Raw genomic sequence first — 18,216 nt, 5'->3', positions numbered from 1 at the left:
CAGATAAAAATGCAATATAATTTATCATTAGAGGATTTAAATTTATGCAAGAAAAAGAAAGGTCAATCAAATCAGTTAACTTTTGCAATAATGTTAGTGTATTTCAAAAAATACATACAATTTCCCTCTAATAAAGCTAACACAGTTTCGATGCAATTATTGTTACAGGTTGCCAAACATTTAGATATTGATCCAACACAAATTATTACATTTGACTGGGATACACGTACTGGAGAAAGGTATCGTCAGGATATCAGACAGTATTTAGGATATCGTGTAGCAAATGCCAAGGATATTACATTAATAATGAATTATCTTGTAGATGACTTGATACCGCGTCATTTCTCAGATTCAGTGCTACTTGAACAAATACGTACATATTTCATCAAAGATAGAATAGAAATTGTTAATACCAAACAATTAGAAAATTACATTTCGTTAGCTAAACAAAAATTTGAACAACAATTTTTTAGAAAAATATTTGATAATTTAAGTCAAGGAAATCTTCTTTTAATAGATCGCATTCTTAGTAAAAATAGTGATGAGGATAATAACATTATAGAATTATCAGAACTTAAAAAAGATATCTCTGGAGCTAAAATTAAGAATATTCAATGTGCCATAAATAAAATCAATTTACTAGGTCAAATCAAATTATCTGACTGCATAATAGAGTCAGTAGACAGAAAATTATTATTAAAATATTATGAACGTGTGATGGTTTTTGCACCTAGCAATATTCTAGATTTTGCCCCGACTATAAAATATGCCACCATGGCAATATTCTGTAGTGTAAGACTGGAGCTATTGTTGGATGCCTTAATAGATACCATGATTAAACTAATTAAAAAGATGCGAGCCGGAGCAGAGAAGCATGTAGACCGTCATATTCTTCAGGAAGTTAAGCGTGTTGACGGAAAGTTTGATATTCTAGAAAAGTTGGCTATACTAAATGCAAAAAATCCTAAAAGCATTATTGAGGACAAAGTTTATCCGGTAGTGCCTCAGGAGAAGCTGGAAGAAGTAATTGAAGATCTACAACATCGTGGTAGTAAGTGGTATCAGGCTCAGGTGCGAGAAAAAATGCATACCACCTATGCTTATGGCAATAGAGGTAGTCTACTTGCGATAATAAGAATATTACAAATTTCTGAAGATCATATTGATTATCAACCTATCTTAAAGGCAATTCGTTTTATCAACCAATACTGGAATGAATCAGATTTAGCTTACTATATTAATATCCCACCAATCAATAGAGCTATCCCACAGAACTGGTATAGCATGATCTTTAAAATAGAAAAAGGTCAATTGCGAATAAATAAATATAATTATGAACTAGCCATATTAGAACAGATTAAAGAACTTCTTGGTTTTAAAGCTATTTGGGTTAATAAAAGTTACCGTTATAGAGATCCGAATAAGGACTTACCGAAGGACTTTATTGAGAAACGAGAATCATATTATGAGTTACTTGGGTTACCGCTAAAATTCGAGGAGTTCGTAGAAAAATTAAAGACTTCACTTACTAACAGCTTAGATGCATTAAATGCAAATATTCCTAATAATCAGTTTGTAAAGATCCAACAAAGTAAAGTTGGTAACAATATAAAGCTTACTCCCTTAGACTCACAGGATGAACCTGATAATATTATTAAGTTACAGCAAGAAATCAATAATAAGTGGTCAAGTATACACTTAATTGATATTTTAAAAGAGTGCGATCTAAGAATCAATTTTACTAAGGAACTTGAAACTGTTGGTAAAAGCAGCAATATCAATAGTTCTGATCTACAAAGAAGACTATTACTATGTATATTTGGCATTGGTAGCAACACCGGATTAAAAAGAATCAGCATTGCTAATGATAATGTTAATTATAGTGATTTACGTTATGTAAAAAAACGCCATATTAATGCTACAAACATTAGAAATGCTATTCGTACAATGGTTAATAACGTTTTAAAAACACGAAATCCTGATGTTTGGGGAGAGGCTACTACAACAGTGGCCTGTGACTCAACTCATCTGTTTGCTTGGGATCAAAATCTAATGAGCGAATGGCATTTTCGTTATGGTAAGAAAGGAGTAATGATTTATTGGCATGTTGACAAGAAATCATTATGTATTTACTCGCAGTTAAAGGATTGCACCTCATCAGAGGTAGGTAGCATGATAAAAGGCATTATTGACCATGATACGGACATGGACATGAATCGTGTATTTGTCGATACCCATGGACAAAGTGTAATAGGTTTTGCCGTGAGTTATTTACTAGATTTCTCCTTATGCCCGAGACTAAAGGCAATCAATAAGCAAAAATTGTATTACGTTGATTCTAGAGATAGAAATAAATATAAAAATATTTCAGAGATCCTAAAGGGAAGTATAAATTGGGAGTTATTAGAAGATAATTACGATGAGACTGTCAAACATATGGTTGCCCTAAAACTAGGAATAGTTACACCATCCGTATTAATCAAAAGATTTAGTAATAATAATTACGCTCATCCGGTATATAAGGCACTGGTAGAACTAGGCAAAGCCAATAAAACCATATTTTTGTGTAAATATTTATCCTCGGAAGAATTACGTATTGAAGTTAATGAAGGACTAAATATTGTTGAACGCCTTAATAATGTAATGGATTTTATTTTTTACGGTAAACTAGGTCACATTGCAACGAACAATATTGAAGATCAGGAATTATCGGTATTATGTTTACATCTGTTGCAGGTATGTATGGTTTATATCAATACCTTGATTATTCAACAAATATTATCACAGCCACATTGGCAGAACAGGTTTATGCCTGAAGACTATAGAGCATTAACACCGTTATTCTCAGGTCATATAAATCCTTATGGTCTTTTTCCGTTAGATTTTAATAAACGCTTGTTAATCGGGATAACTATTTAATTGCTTATTATGATATTAGAACGTACGCCAGTTAGAGAAAAAGCTAAATATTTTTGCAAACATCTGAAAAAAGAAAAGCCTGATTATAATTACTTAAGAGAATTATTCAGGCATATAAGAAAAAATCTTGATGTAGAAGTAAAGAGTGGTAAGGAAAGGAAGTTGCCGTATGTGCCTACGGAAGAGGAAATAAATAAATATTACAACACGGTATGGAAATCTAGAAATATGAAGCATATAGTAATGATTAAAACATTGCTTTATACCGGGGTGAGAGTTTCTGAGTTAGTAAATATAAAAATATCTGACATAGATTTAGATAATTGTCAGATAAAAGTTGTGCAAGGTAAGGGAAAGAAGGACAGAATAGTTCCGTTTCCTGATAGTTTTAAGGAAATATTAGCTGTTCATCTAGAAAATATGAAAAGAAATGATTCAAAATATTTATTTGAATCAAGTTTGAAGATGGCATATTCTGATCGAGGCATTAGAAAAATATTAATGAACTATACAAAAGAAGCGGGTATTGAGCATTCAATATCTCCTCATACATTAAGACATTTTCTTTTTACTTGGATGAAGAAAAAAGGCGTAGATGACGCATTAATTCAGCCATATTCAGGACATGAGAGTCGTCAATCATTGGAGATGTATTCAAAATTATCACTCGGAGATTGCCAATCTGAGTATGAAAAAAGGATTAAAGATTTTCCAATTTAATTCTAAGTGGCGGCAAAAGAGCTTGTTCTTAACACTAGTCCAACTAAGGTAAGTAGCTGGGATCAAAATTTAATGACTGAGTGGCATACACGCTACAAAGGACGTGGAGTGATGATTTATTGGCATGTCGATCAAAATTCCACCTGTATCTATTCCCAACTAAAAACTTGTTCTTCTTCAGAAGTAGGTAGCATGATTAAAGGAGTTCTTGATCATTGTACTAAAATGGATATGCAAAAAACTTATGTAGATACCCATGGACAAAGTACTATTGGCTTTGCTTTTAGTCACCTATTAAATTTTGATTTATTACCTAGACTTAAGAACATAAAAAAACAGAAATTATATTACTCGGCAACCAAGGATAAAAATAATTATCAGAATTTAACTGCTATTTTAAAATCATCAATTAACTGGCAGTTAATTGTCCAATACTATCATGAGGTAGTAAGATACCTAGCAGCACTAAGAACAGGGACAGTAGAACCTGAAGTAATGTTTAAAATCCTTAGTAATAATAATGCTGATCATCCTGTTTATAAGGCTCTAACTGAGATTGGTCATGCGGTAAAGACAATATTCCTATGTCGTTATTTAATGTCGGAAGCACTACGTATTGAGATAAATCAAGCATTAAATGTTGTTGAAAGATTGAATAGTATCATGGGGTTCATATTTTATGGTAAGTTAGGTGAGATATCTACCAATAACAAAGATGACCAAGAATTAGCTATAGTCTGCTTGCATTTATTGCAGGTATGTATGGTATATATTAACACATTGATTATTCAAGAAGTATTATCTGAGCCAATTTGGCAACATAAACTAACTGACGAAGATAAAAGAGGATTAACACCTTTAATTCATAACCATATTAATCCATACGGCTTATTCCCATTAGATTTAACTCAACGCCTAATCATAGAACAGCCAAAACAAATGGTAACAGTATGATTAGTAACATTGAACGTACCCCTGTTCGTCAAAAAGCTAAGCAACTAGCTAAATCCTTAAGGTCAGAATATCCTAATTATGATTATTTACGTGAGCTTTTTCGGCACTTGCGGAAAGAATTAAATGTTGAGGTGAACCATAAAGACAAGAAATTACCATATGTACCAACAGAAAAGGAAATAGATAAATATTATAAAGTAGTCTGGCAATCTCGTAATATGAAGCATGTAGTAATAATTAAAACATTATTATATACGGGAGTTAGAGTCAGAACGCCCTCGCAAAGCGAGGGGCTTGACGGTTATGAGCAGCCCAAAGGGCTGCCATTGTTAATTAAAATTCTCCTGATTCGTCAGAGCCTAAACTATCAAGTTGCTCTTGATTCTTAATGTAGTGTTTGATCTGATTCTCTTCAAATCCTACAGTTGAGACCGCATAACCTCTAGCCCACAACTTTTCTCCATTAAAATTACGTTTTCTTCCACCAAACTGCCTAGCAACGGCTATAGCACTTTTCCCCTTGATATAGCCTATTACTTCAGCTACAGAATATTTAGGAGGAATCTTGATGAGCATATGCACATGATCTTGTACCATATGCCCCTCTATGATCTTGCTCCCACGTTGAAAAGCTAACTCATGGAATACGTTCCCAAGATATTTTCTAACCTTCCCGTACAATTCTTTTTTACGACACTTTGGAATAAACACAATATGATATTTGCAATCCCATTTAGAATGATTTAAACTTTCGTATGTTGTCATATATTTTCTCCTTTGACCGTCAAGCCAAAGAAGTTATATATGATAACTTTTTATTTTATACTAAATCTAAAGGCCAAGCCTTGATGGTCTCACTAGTCAAACTAGTGGCTTACCTATCATTGAGTTAGTGAGTTGGTTAAACTAAAACTAAGCGATGTTGATGTCGATAGATGTCAAATAAAAGTCATAGAAGGTAAGGGAAAAAAAGACAGAATAGTTCCGTTTCCCAATAACTTTAAGGAAATACTAGCATTACATATAGACACAATGGAAAAAATAGGGGCAAAATATTTATTTGAATCATCATGGAACAAGGCATACACAGATAGAGGTATTAGAAAGATCTTAGCTGGGTACACTAAGGAAGCTGGCATTGTAGAATCAATTTCACCACATAAATTAAGACATTTCTTATTCACTTGGTTAAAGAAGCAAGGGGTAGAAGATGCTTTAATTCAGCCATATTCAGGACATGAAAGTCGTCAATCTTTAGAGATATATTCTAAATTATCTATAGGTGATGCCCAGAAAGAATATGACAATGTTATCAAGAGATTTCCCGTCTAAAATGAAAGTGGCACTTCATCGCACGTTCCCTAACACTCCGCCTACTAGGTTGCAGACAATTTTTGGCATTGGAGCAATCAATGCTAGTTGTTTGAGTGTAGCCCCAATAGAAAGTTATCCAACCCCGAGGGATTTTGCTGCTTCGCTTGGTTTGGTACCAAAGCAACATAGCTCAGGAGATAAGATAGTTTTAGGAGGGATTACCAAACAGGGAGATAGATATGCCAGAACTATGTTGATTCAAGCCGCAAGGACAATAGCAATAAGAGCAAAAAGTGGTAAGGAATCGAAAGATAAACTAGTGCGTGCAGTGGGCAGTGAAGAAATTTGCTGAAAATAAATCATATAATATTATATGTGTTGGTTTAGCAAATAAGTTAGCAAGGATTGCTTATGCAGTAGTCACCAATGGTAGCGAATATGTTGCAAATTAGTTTAGTTGAGAAAAAAGAAGAAACTATGTCAACTAAATAAAAATTGGTAATTGATAAATATTGCGAGTAAAGAATAGTAACAATAAAGAGAACGAAAGTTAAAGAGTTAATGAATAAGTATTCTGAATAAAATCCGTAATTATGTCGAGGCTCTAGAAGCCGTGGGAATGAGAGGTCACTCAAGGATATTTATAAGAATGCAGAAACCATTATGGCACTCGATGCCGAATATATGACCGCTTCCTTTGTGGCTCTATTTTTTTATTTTCTTTGTTGACAAATTCACTCGTCCATATATGACGAAAAAGTTAGATGTCATCCCTGCGAAAGTAGGGGGCTTAGATTCCGCACCGAAGCTTAAAAATCGTAGAGAAAAATAACAAGTAGGTTCCTAGGAAGCTGCCTGCGATAACCAAAAGATTGTTGTTTTTACCATCTGATTAGAGCCGAACCCCAAGTTACTCCAGCACCAATAGTCGTAAAAAGCAATAGATCGCCTTTTTTAATATTACCATAAGATTTTAGAGAAGCAAGGGCTAAAGGAATTGAAGCAGCCGAACAATTAGCATGTTTTGCAACCGTTTTTACTACTTTACTTGGATCGATTTTTAGTCGATCTACAACGGCATCTATAATTCTTACATTTGCCTGATGTGTAATAAAATGATTAACATCATCTATGGTAAAATTATTATTATGCAATATTTCTTCAGCTACCTTACTCATCTTTTCTACTGCATGTCTAAAAACTTCCTGTCCTTTCATTTTTATTTTACCGGTTTTGCCATTACTACTTACACCACCATCAGTGTAAAGAATATCGTGATAACGACCATTCGAATAGATATTACTATCTATTATACCGGAGTTATAATCGCTATATTGCAAAATTACCGCACCGGCACCATCACCAAATAAAATACAAGTATTTCTATCGCTCCAATCTATTAGAGACGACATTTTTTCAGCACCAACTAATAATATGGTTTTGTATTTTCTAGATTTCATCAAAGAGTCAGCAACATGTAAACCGTATATAAAACCCGAGCATACTGCCTGTAGGTCAAATGAAGGTACATTACCAAGCCCTAGATAACCTTGTAACTTAGAGGCGGTAGAAGGAAAGCTGTTATCCGGAGTAGTGGTGCAGGTAATTATCAAATCTATAGATGCCGGATTTAATCCAGCATCATCTATAGCATTTTGACTAGCTTTAATAGCTAAATGTGATGTATATTCATCATCAGCTGCGATATGTCTTTGTAATATACCAGTCCTTGAGCGAATCCATTCATCGTTAGTATCAACCGATAGCGATAATTCTGCATTAGTAATAATACGCTCCGGCAAATAGGCACCACACCCAAGAATTTTACAAGTCATTGTGGTTTATGCTACTTCTTCATCTTTTTCTTGCTTCTGGACAATAACTTGACGACCATTATATGTGCCATCAGCTAAAGATATGTGATGAGGAAGCTTAGATTCTCCTGTTTGAGAATCTATTACTACATTAATTTTACCAAGTGCAAGGTGAGAACGCCTCATATTGCGTCTTGATTTTGATGTCTTCTTTTTTGGAACTGCCATATAGCCTCTTAAAAATTACACTTTAGAATAAAAAGTATTTGTCAAATCGATATAGCAGTATATTATATTTCCATTACAAAATCTAGGTATTTTAAACATAAAATTTATGAAATTCATTATAATTCAAACTTTTCTTATTTCATCTATATTACTCACATTGTGTAGTTGTAAAACTATAGAATCAAGGGGGCAGTATATTGATGATAATTTATTAACTACACTTGAAGAAAAAAAGCTTAACAAATCGGAAGTAGAAGATTTAGTTGGTACGCCAACAATTATACCCGACTATACTCCTAATACTTGGTATTATGTTCAACGTTCTTTAGCTAGGAGAGCCTGGTTTGAGCCAAAAGTAATTGAACAAAAAATAATAAAAATTGCTTTTAATAAAAAAGATGTAATTGAGGAGGTTCTAGTACTTAGTGATTCGCATAAAGATGATATAAATATAATGGGAGAATATACGAAAACTTATGGTACAGAATTAAACGGGCTACAGAAATTTGTAAAGAATATTGGTAGGTTCAATAAAACTACTGAGGGAAAAAAGACAAAGAAACGATAAAATCATACTTGCAATATTTCATGAATACTGTATAAACTGAACGATACTAGTTCTTAAATCATTCGAATATACTCCTTGCAAATTAAAGAGTTAATAGACGAGCTTAAAGAGTTTATGGCCCCTTCGTCTAGTGGTTAGGACGTTACCCTTTCACGGTGAAAACACGGGTTCGAGTCCCGTAGGGGTCACCAGTACTTAATAGTGTTATTTAGTATATATAGTCAATTGATGAGAAGTTGGTGACGTTGTAACTCGCCTATTACCATAGGCGTCGCTCCATCTCTCCTAGTATCAAATTCTTCTGAATTGACTATAGCTTACAAAAACTTGAGTAATTGATTTATCAATTTTCAAGTTTTTATTTTTTTATGTACAATTTGTGATTATTACCCCATGAAATCAGTTCAGGGTTTATCATACAATTCAGGATTATATGTCACAAAAGCTTGGTTTTTGGTCAGTTTTTGCTTTAGTTATTGGTAGTCAAATTGGCACCAGTGTCTTAATATTACCAGCAAGTTTAGCACCATACGGTATTTTTAGTTTAGTTGGAGGAGTAGTATCCTCCTGCGGTGCTATAATTTTAGCACTGTTATTTGCTATACTTTGCTGCCGATTACCACAAACAGGTGGACCCCATGTTTATTTAAAAAAGGCATTTGGTAATGATGTAGCATTTTTTACCGGCTGGACTTATTGGGTTATTTCATGGGTTAGTACGGCTGTAGTTGTTATTTCAGCTATTACATATTTAACACCTTTAATTGGGGTGAGTAATAGTTTTGTGATCTTAATTTTGCAAATATTATTGTTATTTGCTATTATGTTGCTAAACCTTAAAGGTGTGGAAGTAGCAGGGCGAGCTGAATTTATACTAGCAATTCTAAAATTCATTCCATTAATAGTAGTGCCAATTGCGGCATTATATCAGTTTGATAGTAATAATTTTGTTATGGATAAGCAAATAACTAATTTAACTTTTTCTCAAATTCTTGGTAAGGTAACATTATTAACATTCTGGGGATTCATTGGTTTAGAATCAGCAACTGCTCAAGCTGGTTCGGTAATGAATCCATCAAAAACAATACCAAGAGCTGTAGTAATAGGTACGCTTTGTGTTGCTATTTTATATCTCATTAATAGCGTTGGAATAATTGGTTTAATCCCACCAGAAGACTTAATACATTCTAAAGCTCCTTATGTAGATGCCACCCAAATAATTTTTGGTGGTCAGTGGCATCTACTTATTTCTTTGATTGCTTCAATTATTTGTATTGGAACGTTAAATGCTTGGGTACTAATCAGTGGACAAATTGCTTTGGGACTTGCCCAAGACGGCTTAATGCCATCTTTTTTTGCTAAACAAAATAAAAATGGTGCTCCAATTTGGAGTTTAGTCATAAGTTGTATTGGAATATTATTATTATTGATTAGTACAACCAATGAAGACTTATCAGAACAAATTACCGAAATAATTGATTTTTCCGTTATCTCTTTTTTATTTGTATATCTAGCCTGTAGCGTAGCTTTTTTAAAGTTACTACTAACAAAATCAGAAAAATCTTCAACATATCAATGGTTAATTGCCCTAGGATCAATGACCTTTTGCCTATGGATTATTTATGAAACACCATTAAATGTTACAATAAAAGCTATCTCATTTGTATTAAGCGGAATACCTGTTTATCTTTGGTATAAAAAGCAATCGTTTCTTAGGTTATGTAAACAAATCTTATAAGGATATAGATGCTTAAGTCCTGTATGTTATTAACTATAATATTATTCCTACAAGGATGTAGCACCTCATCTGTCAACAAGACATTTTTAGACGTTACGGCACAGCAATTACAAAAAGATTACAAACTGAATCACGGCACTTTAATTATACAATATAATTTAGCAGCACTAAGTAAAAATAACTGCATTTATGCAAAAAATTTTGGTCTTGTTATTAATAATGACAAATATAACAAGGCTTTTTTGCAAAAATTTAAAGCTATCGGCTCTAAGAGTATTAATAGCCAAGCAATTAATAATCAGGCAATGATTAAATCAACCAAGATTAAAGATTTGCTGATAAAATTAAATTGTAAGTATAAGTTTTTATCCCCAGAACAATTACAACTTGTTCAAAAAGCTAGTAATAAAAATAGTTCTTATAATCTTAAGGAGCTGGCACAATTAGATAAGCTAACTACTACTATTCCTATAATGTTACCACAATATAATGTAAAGGTTACTAGTCACTATGGCATGCGTAAACATCCTAGGAAGAAACAAAAAAAATTCCATTGCGGAACAGACTTAAAAGGGTACCAAGACTTTTCCATTTATGCCTCTGCTAATGGAACAATTATTACCGTAAAGCGAAAAAGTTCTTATGGAAATTTAATAGAAATAAAACATTCAGATAAATTTATTACCAAATATGCTCACTTAAAAAAAATGCACGTAAAAGAAGGAGATATTGTTACCAAAGGTCAGATTATCGGAGTGCAAGGTAATAGTGGTAACAGTACGGGAGAGCATTTGCATTTTGAAATTTGGCTCAATAATAAGCCTGTCAATCCATTCGATTTCATATCGCATGCTTGCAACTGTTAAAAATTTTGATATAATGGTTATTCTTTAAAATAGTATAGTCAATTCAGGATAATTTGGGGCTAGGAGCGATGGAGCGACGTCTATAAGTAATAGGCGAGCATTGAGCGACAACGTCCCCAACTTCTCATCAATTGACTATAACAAGAGAAGCCGTAGCTCAGCAGGATAGAGCGAGTGATTCCTAATCACTAGGTCGGGGGTTCGAATCCCTTCGGTTTCACCATTCTTCAATTTTGCTATATTTTGCAAACATGTCAAACGGTGGACGTGGCTTAAAGTTTAGCTTCCCGTCTTTCAATTTGGTAAGAATTTGATGGGTCATTACCATTATGATTAGTTTCGAAAGAGGTCTAATTTTCAATGGTTTTAGCAGCTGAGTCAATATAGTTGATCCATTGCTAGGCTCTGTGAACAAAATTTTAATTGTTTAAATTTTGTTCACAGAGCCTAGGGGCTGCCTGCGATAACTAATTAGCGATCTTTGACAGTCTCCTAGAAAATATTATGTTTTCTTAAGCATTTCCTTGTATAAATCTAAGGTTTTACTTAGCATTAAATCAAGGGAAAAGTTATCGATTACTGCTTTTCTTGCTGCTTGTTGTATCTTTTTACCTTCATTGGTTTTGAGTATAGATAAGCAATGTTCAATTTTTTCTGCCAAATCGCTTGGATCGTTTGGTTTAACATGAAATCCAGTTTTTGTATCTGATATTGTTTCAATAGCTCCACCAATATTTGTAGCAATTACTAGCTTTTCCATTGATTGCCCTTCAGTTATAGTACGACCAAATGCTTCTGGCTCAATTGAAGTAGATAACACTATATCTGAAATGCCATAAAGACCGAGCATATCAATTTCATTACCAAAAATTTGAACTTTACTTTGTAGTTTCAATAAGTTTATAAGAGATTTTATTCGATTTGTGAAATTTGGGTGTTTAGATAAATCCCCAACCATGAGACAATAGAAATCTAGATGTTTTAGTTTACCAAGTGCTTCAACAAGGGCAAGGTGACCCTTCCAACTGGTAATTCTTGATGGTAATAATATTATGGGAGGAGTGTTATTAGATAGACCGTATTTTTTTTTATATTTTACTAACTTTTCTTCTGTGACATTTTGGGGATCAAAATAGCGATAATCTACCCCTCGACGTATTACCACAATTTGTTCTTCTAGAATTTTATAATTAGTTACTATATGCTGCTTTACAAAATTAGATACAGCTATGACCTTCTCACCTTTGATCATTACGCTATTATAGAAATGTTTGAACAAATTTGAGATGTTGTAAATGCCATGAAATGTTGTTAAGAATTTAGTATTAGTAGCCTTTGCTGCCATATAACAGCTCCAAGCCGGAGCTCTTGATCTTGCATGTACTATATCTACGTCATATTCTTTGATTATTTCTGATAAAATTCTTGCATGTCTCCATATTGAAAAAGGATTTTTAGTAGCACTATTCATAGAAATATGCGGTATATCTGCAGCTATTAACTCTTCAACTAATGAACCACCAGAGGAGACTACAATAACATTATAATCAACTTTTTTTAACATTTTAGCCACTTCAATTGTCCCTCGCTCTACTCCACCAGAGAATAAAGCTGGAACTACTTGCAAAATGGTTGGTTTATGGTATCGTTTGGGTGAATCTGATGAAATCATTAATTAACTAATTTAAATGAATAAAATATATAATACAGAAAATAAAAAATTTATCACTTATAATCATTATAAAAGTAGTAAAAAAAATATGCCTTCAGTAATGTTTTTACATGGCTTGATGTCATATATGAATGGTACCAAGGCTGTATTCCTTGAGAATTACTGTAAAAAACAAGATTATAATTTTATCACATTTGATAATTTTGGTCATGGAAGATCGTCAGGTGATTTTCTTGATGAAACTATTGGCTCTTGGCTTATGGGAGTTGAGATGGTGTTAAATAAACTTGTTCTGCAGCCAACTATTATAATTGGTTCTAGTATGGGTGCCTGGCTTGCTATGCTGGCTGCTATAAAATTTCCTAGTAAAATTTGTAGCGTTATTGTTCTTGCTCCAGCAATAGATTTTACAGAAAACATTTGGAATAATTTAACTGAAAGTCAAAAAAAACAAATGCAACAGCAAAAATGGCTTGATGTTGGTGGGCGTAATTGCAATAATACATACCCAATAAGCTATCAATTAATACTTGAAGCCAAAAATCACTTGTTACTAAACTCAAATAGTATTAATCTTAAGAAACCTGTTCATTTAATTCACGGGATGTTAGATGTTGATGTACCTTATAATATTTCAAGTAAGTTGGTAGAAAAAATTACTAGTGATATAGTAGTAATGAAATTAATAAAAGATGGGCATCACAATCTCTCAAGAGAATCAGATTTGGCTATAATTGCTAATTCTTTGGAAGAAATAATAAAATATAAAAACTAATGAATAACCATAAATTTGCTAAAACAGCTAAAGTCTCAGATTTTTTAAAAGTTGCAGAAGTAATAGATAAGCTAGATCAAGATAGTTTGGTGCTTTTTGATGTGGATGACGTACTGATCATGGCTCAAGATGAATATCGCTTAACTCATCCTTATAGACTTGAATGGTGTGTTGAAAGCAAAAAACGCTTTACTAGAAAAGAAAGGCAACTTTTTTTTAGTATTATTCTAAAAAATCGTACTATTCGCTTAGTGAACCCCAATATAAATGATATATTGAGTAAATTATGGGAGAGGCAAATTCCAACTGTTGCTTTAACCAAGCTATATACAGGTAGATTCGGGGTTATTGAAGATTTTACCAATTGGCGTTTAAAAGAGCTTAAAGGAATAAATATAGATTTTATGAAATCTACTCCAATAAAAGAGGAAATATTAATTGATGAATTACATAGTGAGAATGGTATGCCGATGATGGAAGAAGGGGTGATTCTTACTGCCGATATTGATAAAGGGATAGTATTAGAGAATATTTTACACAAGAAAAGTTACTACCCTAAAACCATAATATTCGTTGATGATGTTTTAGAAAATATTGAATTGGTGGAAAAAATATGTACTAAATTACAGATTAATTTTTATGGTTTTGAATTTAGCGGAGCTTCTTTAGTACCGGAAGCAGAGCTTGATAAAAAAAGTGAAAAAATTCGTTTTGAAATTTTAGAGAGTGAACATCGTTGGCTAACAGATTTAAAACTTTAATAGGGTATTTGAAATGTTGAATAAGTTAATTGTTTTTGTAGGTATATGCATCATTTCGTGCTGTACTATCGCTGAAAAACAACAGATTATTCCGGTCAAAGCTAGTAAAGTACAAATGGCTGAGATGTACAATGTTTTCAGCGTTGTCGGACAATGTAAAAATGATGCAAGCCGGGATTATTATGCTAATATTTCTGGTACGGTTGATGTAGTATCTACTTCTCAAGGGGGCAAGGTTGACAAAGGGGATGTCCTGCTTATTATTGACCAAGATTTGGCTACGTCAACTAAGTCACAAGCAGAAATCTCTTTAAAAACTGCGATGACTGCTTATGAACGTGATAAGGCATTATTTGCCAAAAAATATATTAGTAGTGATGTACTAGAAAAATCAAATAGTGATTTAGAAACAGCTAAGCTTGCTTTTTCCAAAGCAATGAATAGTTACAACGATATGGTTATCGTAGCACCATTTGATGGAAATATTGGTATAATAAAGCTAAAAAAAGGGGATAAGGTAGAACAAAAAAATTATCTTTTTAGCATTATTGCTCAAAATTCTACCACTAAAAATATTCTAATGGAGTTACCTGAGGGGCTTTATAATCAGGTGTCAGTATCTACTGATTTAGTGATAACCGATAATAATGGTGATAAGATTAATGGAAAAATTGCTGAAATCTCACAATATGTTTCAGATAATGGTACTATAAGTGCTAAAGTTATTGTTGATTTTAATAGTAATATGCTACATAGAAGCTATGTACCTATAGATTTAATTCTTAACAAACATCGGAATTTAGCCGTACCGGATCAATCGGTACAGAGTAATAGTAAAGGTGAATATTTTGTATATAAACTTAATGATAACAAAGTGCAGCAACTTTATGTTAAGCTAGGTACTAGTCTAAATGGTCTAACAGAGATTATTTCAGACGAAATCAAAGAGGGAGATATGATAGTAGTGGAAGGAATTACTAAGATTAATGACGGTAGCATAGTGAAATTATTATAGCTACTCAAACGAGATTTTAGCCATGTGAACTGACGTCATTGCGAAGAGCCGAAGGCGACGAAGCAATCCATAAAAGTAATAAAAAATGGATTGCCACACTCGCATACGTTTGTTCGCAATGACGTGTATGCATCTCAAACGTCATTGCGAGACTACGTAGTAGTCGAAGCAATCCATTTCTATTCACTTTCCTGGATTGCTTCTTTGACCTACGGTCTTCCTCGCAATGACGGTTTGTATGGGTAAATACTAATCGGGTTAGTTATAGATTTTAAAAGGAGAAAATATGGAATATATATTATTAGTTTGTAGTATCGTGGCGATCCTTATTATTATACAGATGGTTAAGGTTGTACCACAACAACAAGCATGGATTGTTGAAAAATTTGGAAAATTTGATAGGGTTTTGCAACCTGGCTTGAATATTTTGATACCAGTGATTCAAAGAGTAGCCTACAAACACACTTTAAAGGAAGAAGCGATTGATGTGAGTGCTCAAACAGCCATTTCCAATGATAATGTTACGTTACTAATAGATGGTGTGTTATATGTAAAAATTGTCGATCCAGTTGCTGCATCTTACGGAGTTAATAGTCCATATTATGCTATCACCCAGCTTGCACAGACCACTATGCGTTCAGAAATAGGTAAGTTACCATTAGACAGAACTTTTGAAGAACGAGAAACCTTGAATATCGCTATTGTTTCTGCTATTAACCAAGCGGCAGTCAATTGGGGGATACAATGTATGCGTTATGAAATTAAAGACATTCAGTCACCACAAACAATACTTAAAGCGATGGAGTTACAAGTTGCGGCAGAACGTCAAAAACGAGCCCAAATTTTAGACTCAGAAGGCAATAGACAAGCAAAAATAAACCATGCGGAAGGCTAGAAGGCTCAAGTTGTATTAAATTCTGAAGCTTCCTATATTGATCAAGTAAATAGGGCTAAGGGTGGGCTGAAGCAATAGGATTAGTAGCCATGGCTACTGCTAAAAGTATTGAGCTTATAGCAGCCTCTATTCAAAAATCTGGAGGAAACGATGCAGTATCTTTAAAAATCGCTGAACAATATATCTGCTTTTGGTGAGTTAGCTAAGGATAGTAATACAGTAATTTTGCCGGCAAGTCTTTCTGAACCAGGAAGCTTTATAACTCAAACTTTGAGTATTTTTGATCAGCTGAAATCAGTGAACGATAAAAAATTGCCTAAGGAATCATCTACAAAGAAAAAACTTAGTGCTAGTGAATAACCGTGGTATAATCTAAATGAATATGTGCAAATCTAATGATTCAAAATAAGCATATTGTTAGACTGGCATTCTTTGGGTTATTTATAAATATCATTGTCAACATGATTTACTATCGTTACTTCATTATTGAAGAAATGATTTTAAAGCAAGTTGGAGAAGCAAATATTAAAATAGCTGGTGTTTATACAAAAAATGTCTGGAATAGGAATAAAACGGCTGTAAATAAATTACATGAATTTGGTTATATAAATTTATTGCAAGATGCCGATTTTATTAAATTTGCAACTACTTCAGTTGATATTTTTGTTAATCTCAATGCCTACATTTCTTTATATGATCTACAAGGTCATAAAATTATAACCAGCTCTCCAATTCAAATAACAAGTCAGGTGAATTTTCCTGAAGATACTTTGTATCAAAGAATTATTAGCCAATTTGACAAATATTTTTTAAAAGAGCTGGTTGTAGAGCAAGCCTTTAACAAAGCTTTTAAAGGAATGACAAGTCATATATTAATTCCTAGAGCCCTATTCCATATGTCAGGGAAAGTAGAGAAAGCATCCTGTATAACAAGTTATATTCCAATAATAAACCGCGACTTATCTAGGTATCCTGTTGATGGTGTGTTAGAGATTAATACTAATATTACTAGTTTATGGTCAAGTATTATAGAGCTGGAGAAAAAAGTATTACTAACATTTTTTATCATTATGCTAATATTCTTAATTATCGTAATTAGCAACACAAATTATGCACAGAAGATTATAGATCAACAATTTGAGGCTAATAAAGCTTTAGAGGAAGCGGTAATTAAGGTTAGAAATGAAAGTTCTGCTCATACTAAATTTTTTGCCAATGTTAGTCATGAACTACGTACTCCTCTAAATGCTATTATAGGTTTTTCAGAAATTATGATGTCTACACCTTACAATAAAGAGCATGGTGATTATATAAAAGATATTAACAGTGCAGGTAAGCATTTACTCAGTATAATAACCGATATATTAGACTTATCAAAAGCATCGGCTGACAAGCTATTAGTTGACGTTGTCGAGTTAGATCTCAATAAATTAATTACTTCTACTGTAAGGATAATGAAGCCAAGAGCTGATCAGGCATCAGTGCAATTAATTGAAAAATTACCAAAAGATCATATCGTGATAAAAGCAGATCCTAAAAGACTTAAACAAGTATTTTTTAACCTTTTATCTAATTCTATAAAATTTACCAAAGCATCAGGTACTATAACAATTTATGCTGAGAAAGATGACCCTAAAGGGCTAGTTTATATACAGGTTATAGATACTGGTATAGGAATTGATGAGAGAGATATTCCAAAAGTACTGTCAACCTTTGGGCAGATTGATAGTACCGTTGGCAGAAAATACCAAGGAACTGGTCTTGGTTTACCACTTACTCGTAAGTTGGTTGAATTAATGAAAGGTAAATTTGAGTTACAAAGTAAAATAGGCGTAGGCACTACTGTAACATTAACTTTTGCTTATGATTAATAAACTTCCTGCACCAAGCGTCATGGCAAGGAGCTACTTTAGTAGTGACAAAGCAATCATGTTTTGTATCATCCATGCTAGACTTAGTGTCACCCCTGCATAAGCA

The 18,216-nt window shown here is 33.1% G+C and carries 17 protein-coding genes, 2 tRNA genes and 2 pseudogenes; 17 read left to right on the top strand and 4 right to left on the bottom strand.

Annotated elements, in window-relative coordinates:
- Positions 1-9 precede the first annotated feature (9 nt).
- The 4 genes and pseudogenes from NBW66_RS09550 to NBW66_RS09535 all read left to right on the top strand — a co-directional run bounded on the left by NBW66_RS09550 (position 10) and on the right by NBW66_RS09535 (position 4,982).
- On the top strand, positions 10-2,919 hold the full coding sequence (locus NBW66_RS09550; protein WP_250310841.1) for a Tn3 family transposase: 2,910 nt from the start codon (positions 10-12) through the stop codon (positions 2,917-2,919).
- Between the two features lie 9 nt (positions 2,920-2,928).
- On the top strand, positions 2,929-3,639 hold the full coding sequence (locus tag NBW66_RS09545; RefSeq protein WP_250310731.1) for a tyrosine-type recombinase/integrase: 711 nt from the start codon (positions 2,929-2,931) through the stop codon (positions 3,637-3,639).
- Positions 3,640-3,684: 45 nt separating this feature from the next.
- A pseudogene (locus NBW66_RS09540) lies at positions 3,685-4,593 on the top strand (Tn3 family transposase); the annotation flags it as partial.
- The gene (locus NBW66_RS09535) at positions 4,590-4,982 is read left to right on the top strand and encodes a hypothetical protein (protein ID WP_250310840.1); all 393 of its coding nucleotides are present in this window, start codon (positions 4,590-4,592) and stop codon (positions 4,980-4,982) included. The pseudogene NBW66_RS09540 and the gene NBW66_RS09535, both read left to right, overlap by 4 nt.
- Here NBW66_RS09535 and tnpA read toward each other — a convergent pair.
- On the bottom strand, positions 4,927-5,358 hold the full coding sequence (gene tnpA, locus NBW66_RS09530; protein WP_250310729.1) for an IS200/IS605 family transposase: 432 nt from the start codon (positions 5,356-5,358) through the stop codon (positions 4,927-4,929). The genes NBW66_RS09535 and tnpA overlap by 56 nt on opposite strands.
- A gap of 132 nt (positions 5,359-5,490) precedes the next feature.
- Between tnpA and NBW66_RS09525 the strand changes: the two genes are divergently transcribed.
- From NBW66_RS09525 to NBW66_RS14605, 3 genes are read left to right on the top strand one after another with little or no spacing between them, the layout of a single operon-like run.
- On the top strand, positions 5,491-5,925 hold the full coding sequence (locus NBW66_RS09525) for a tyrosine-type recombinase/integrase (RefSeq protein ID WP_250310839.1): 435 nt from the start codon (positions 5,491-5,493) through the stop codon (positions 5,923-5,925).
- Positions 5,900-6,259 carry a transposase gene (locus tag NBW66_RS09520; protein WP_250310838.1) on the top strand — a complete coding sequence of 120 codons (360 nt, stop codon included), beginning with the start codon at positions 5,900-5,902 and terminating at the stop codon, positions 6,257-6,259. Before NBW66_RS09525 ends, NBW66_RS09520 begins: the two co-directional genes overlap by 26 nt.
- Positions 6,231-6,359 (top strand): hypothetical protein, encoded by a 129-nt coding sequence (locus NBW66_RS14605; protein ID WP_284346674.1) that lies wholly within the window; start codon positions 6,231-6,233, stop codon positions 6,357-6,359. The genes NBW66_RS09520 and NBW66_RS14605 overlap by 29 nt, the downstream gene beginning before the upstream one ends.
- Before the next feature lie 429 nt (positions 6,360-6,788).
- On the opposite strand, the gene NBW66_RS09515 is transcribed toward NBW66_RS14605, so the two are convergent.
- Both NBW66_RS09515 and rpmF read right to left on the bottom strand, forming a co-directional pair.
- Positions 6,789-7,742, bottom strand: coding sequence for a beta-ketoacyl-ACP synthase III (locus tag NBW66_RS09515; RefSeq protein WP_250310837.1), 954 nt, complete (start codon positions 7,740-7,742; stop codon positions 6,789-6,791).
- A 6-nt stretch (positions 7,743-7,748) separates the two neighbouring features.
- Entirely contained in the window at positions 7,749-7,949 is a 201-nt protein-coding gene (gene rpmF, locus NBW66_RS09510; protein WP_250310836.1) for a 50S ribosomal protein L32, read from the bottom strand.
- Positions 7,950-8,055: 106 nt separating this feature from the next.
- Between rpmF and NBW66_RS09505 the strand changes: the two genes are divergently transcribed.
- The 5 genes from NBW66_RS09505 to NBW66_RS09485 all read left to right on the top strand — a co-directional run bounded on the left by NBW66_RS09505 (position 8,056) and on the right by NBW66_RS09485 (position 11,344).
- A complete protein-coding gene (locus tag NBW66_RS09505) occupies positions 8,056-8,517 on the top strand; it encodes an outer membrane protein assembly factor BamE (RefSeq protein WP_250310835.1) in 462 nt (153 codons plus the stop codon).
- A gap of 116 nt (positions 8,518-8,633) precedes the next feature.
- Positions 8,634-8,708: transfer RNA gene (locus NBW66_RS09500), tRNA-Glu, on the top strand.
- Between the two features lie 242 nt (positions 8,709-8,950).
- The gene (locus NBW66_RS09495; protein ID WP_250310834.1) at positions 8,951-10,255 is read left to right on the top strand and encodes an APC family permease; all 1,305 of its coding nucleotides are present in this window, start codon (positions 8,951-8,953) and stop codon (positions 10,253-10,255) included.
- 23 nt (positions 10,256-10,278) lie between these two features.
- Positions 10,279-11,121 carry a M23 family metallopeptidase gene (locus NBW66_RS09490; RefSeq protein WP_250310833.1) on the top strand — a complete coding sequence of 281 codons (843 nt, stop codon included), beginning with the start codon at positions 10,279-10,281 and terminating at the stop codon, positions 11,119-11,121.
- A 146-nt stretch (positions 11,122-11,267) separates the two neighbouring features.
- A tRNA-Arg gene (locus NBW66_RS09485) sits at positions 11,268-11,344 on the top strand.
- 279 nt (positions 11,345-11,623) lie between these two features.
- On the opposite strand, the gene NBW66_RS09480 is transcribed toward NBW66_RS09485, so the two are convergent.
- A complete protein-coding gene (locus NBW66_RS09480) occupies positions 11,624-12,793 on the bottom strand; it encodes a glycosyltransferase family 4 protein (protein ID WP_250310832.1) in 1,170 nt (389 codons plus the stop codon).
- A 16-nt stretch (positions 12,794-12,809) separates the two neighbouring features.
- Between NBW66_RS09480 and NBW66_RS09475 the strand changes: the two genes are divergently transcribed.
- The 5 genes and pseudogenes from NBW66_RS09475 to NBW66_RS09455 all read left to right on the top strand — a co-directional run bounded on the left by NBW66_RS09475 (position 12,810) and on the right by NBW66_RS09455 (position 18,110).
- Complete coding sequence (locus NBW66_RS09475) at positions 12,810-13,568, top strand: alpha/beta hydrolase (RefSeq protein ID WP_250310831.1); 759 nt, start codon at positions 12,810-12,812, stop codon at positions 13,566-13,568.
- On the top strand, positions 13,568-14,329 hold the full coding sequence (locus NBW66_RS09470) for a DUF2608 domain-containing protein (protein ID WP_250310830.1): 762 nt from the start codon (positions 13,568-13,570) through the stop codon (positions 14,327-14,329). Before NBW66_RS09475 ends, NBW66_RS09470 begins: the two co-directional genes overlap by 1 nt.
- Before the next feature lie 13 nt (positions 14,330-14,342).
- Complete coding sequence (locus tag NBW66_RS09465; protein WP_250310829.1) at positions 14,343-15,344, top strand: efflux RND transporter periplasmic adaptor subunit; 1,002 nt, start codon at positions 14,343-14,345, stop codon at positions 15,342-15,344.
- 286 nt (positions 15,345-15,630) lie between these two features.
- Positions 15,631-16,599, top strand: a pseudogene (locus tag NBW66_RS09460) (SPFH domain-containing protein).
- A 35-nt stretch (positions 16,600-16,634) separates the two neighbouring features.
- On the top strand, positions 16,635-18,110 hold the full coding sequence (locus NBW66_RS09455) for a sensor histidine kinase (RefSeq protein ID WP_250310828.1): 1,476 nt from the start codon (positions 16,635-16,637) through the stop codon (positions 18,108-18,110).
- The last annotated feature ends 106 nt before the right edge of the window (positions 18,111-18,216 follow it).

This window comes from Rickettsia endosymbiont of Oedothorax gibbosus, assembly GCF_936269705.1.
Lineage (GTDB): Bacteria > Pseudomonadota > Alphaproteobacteria > Rickettsiales > Rickettsiaceae > Tisiphia.
Note: the sequence above shows the minus strand (reverse complement) of the source record. Positions and strands in the feature narration are given on the sequence as shown.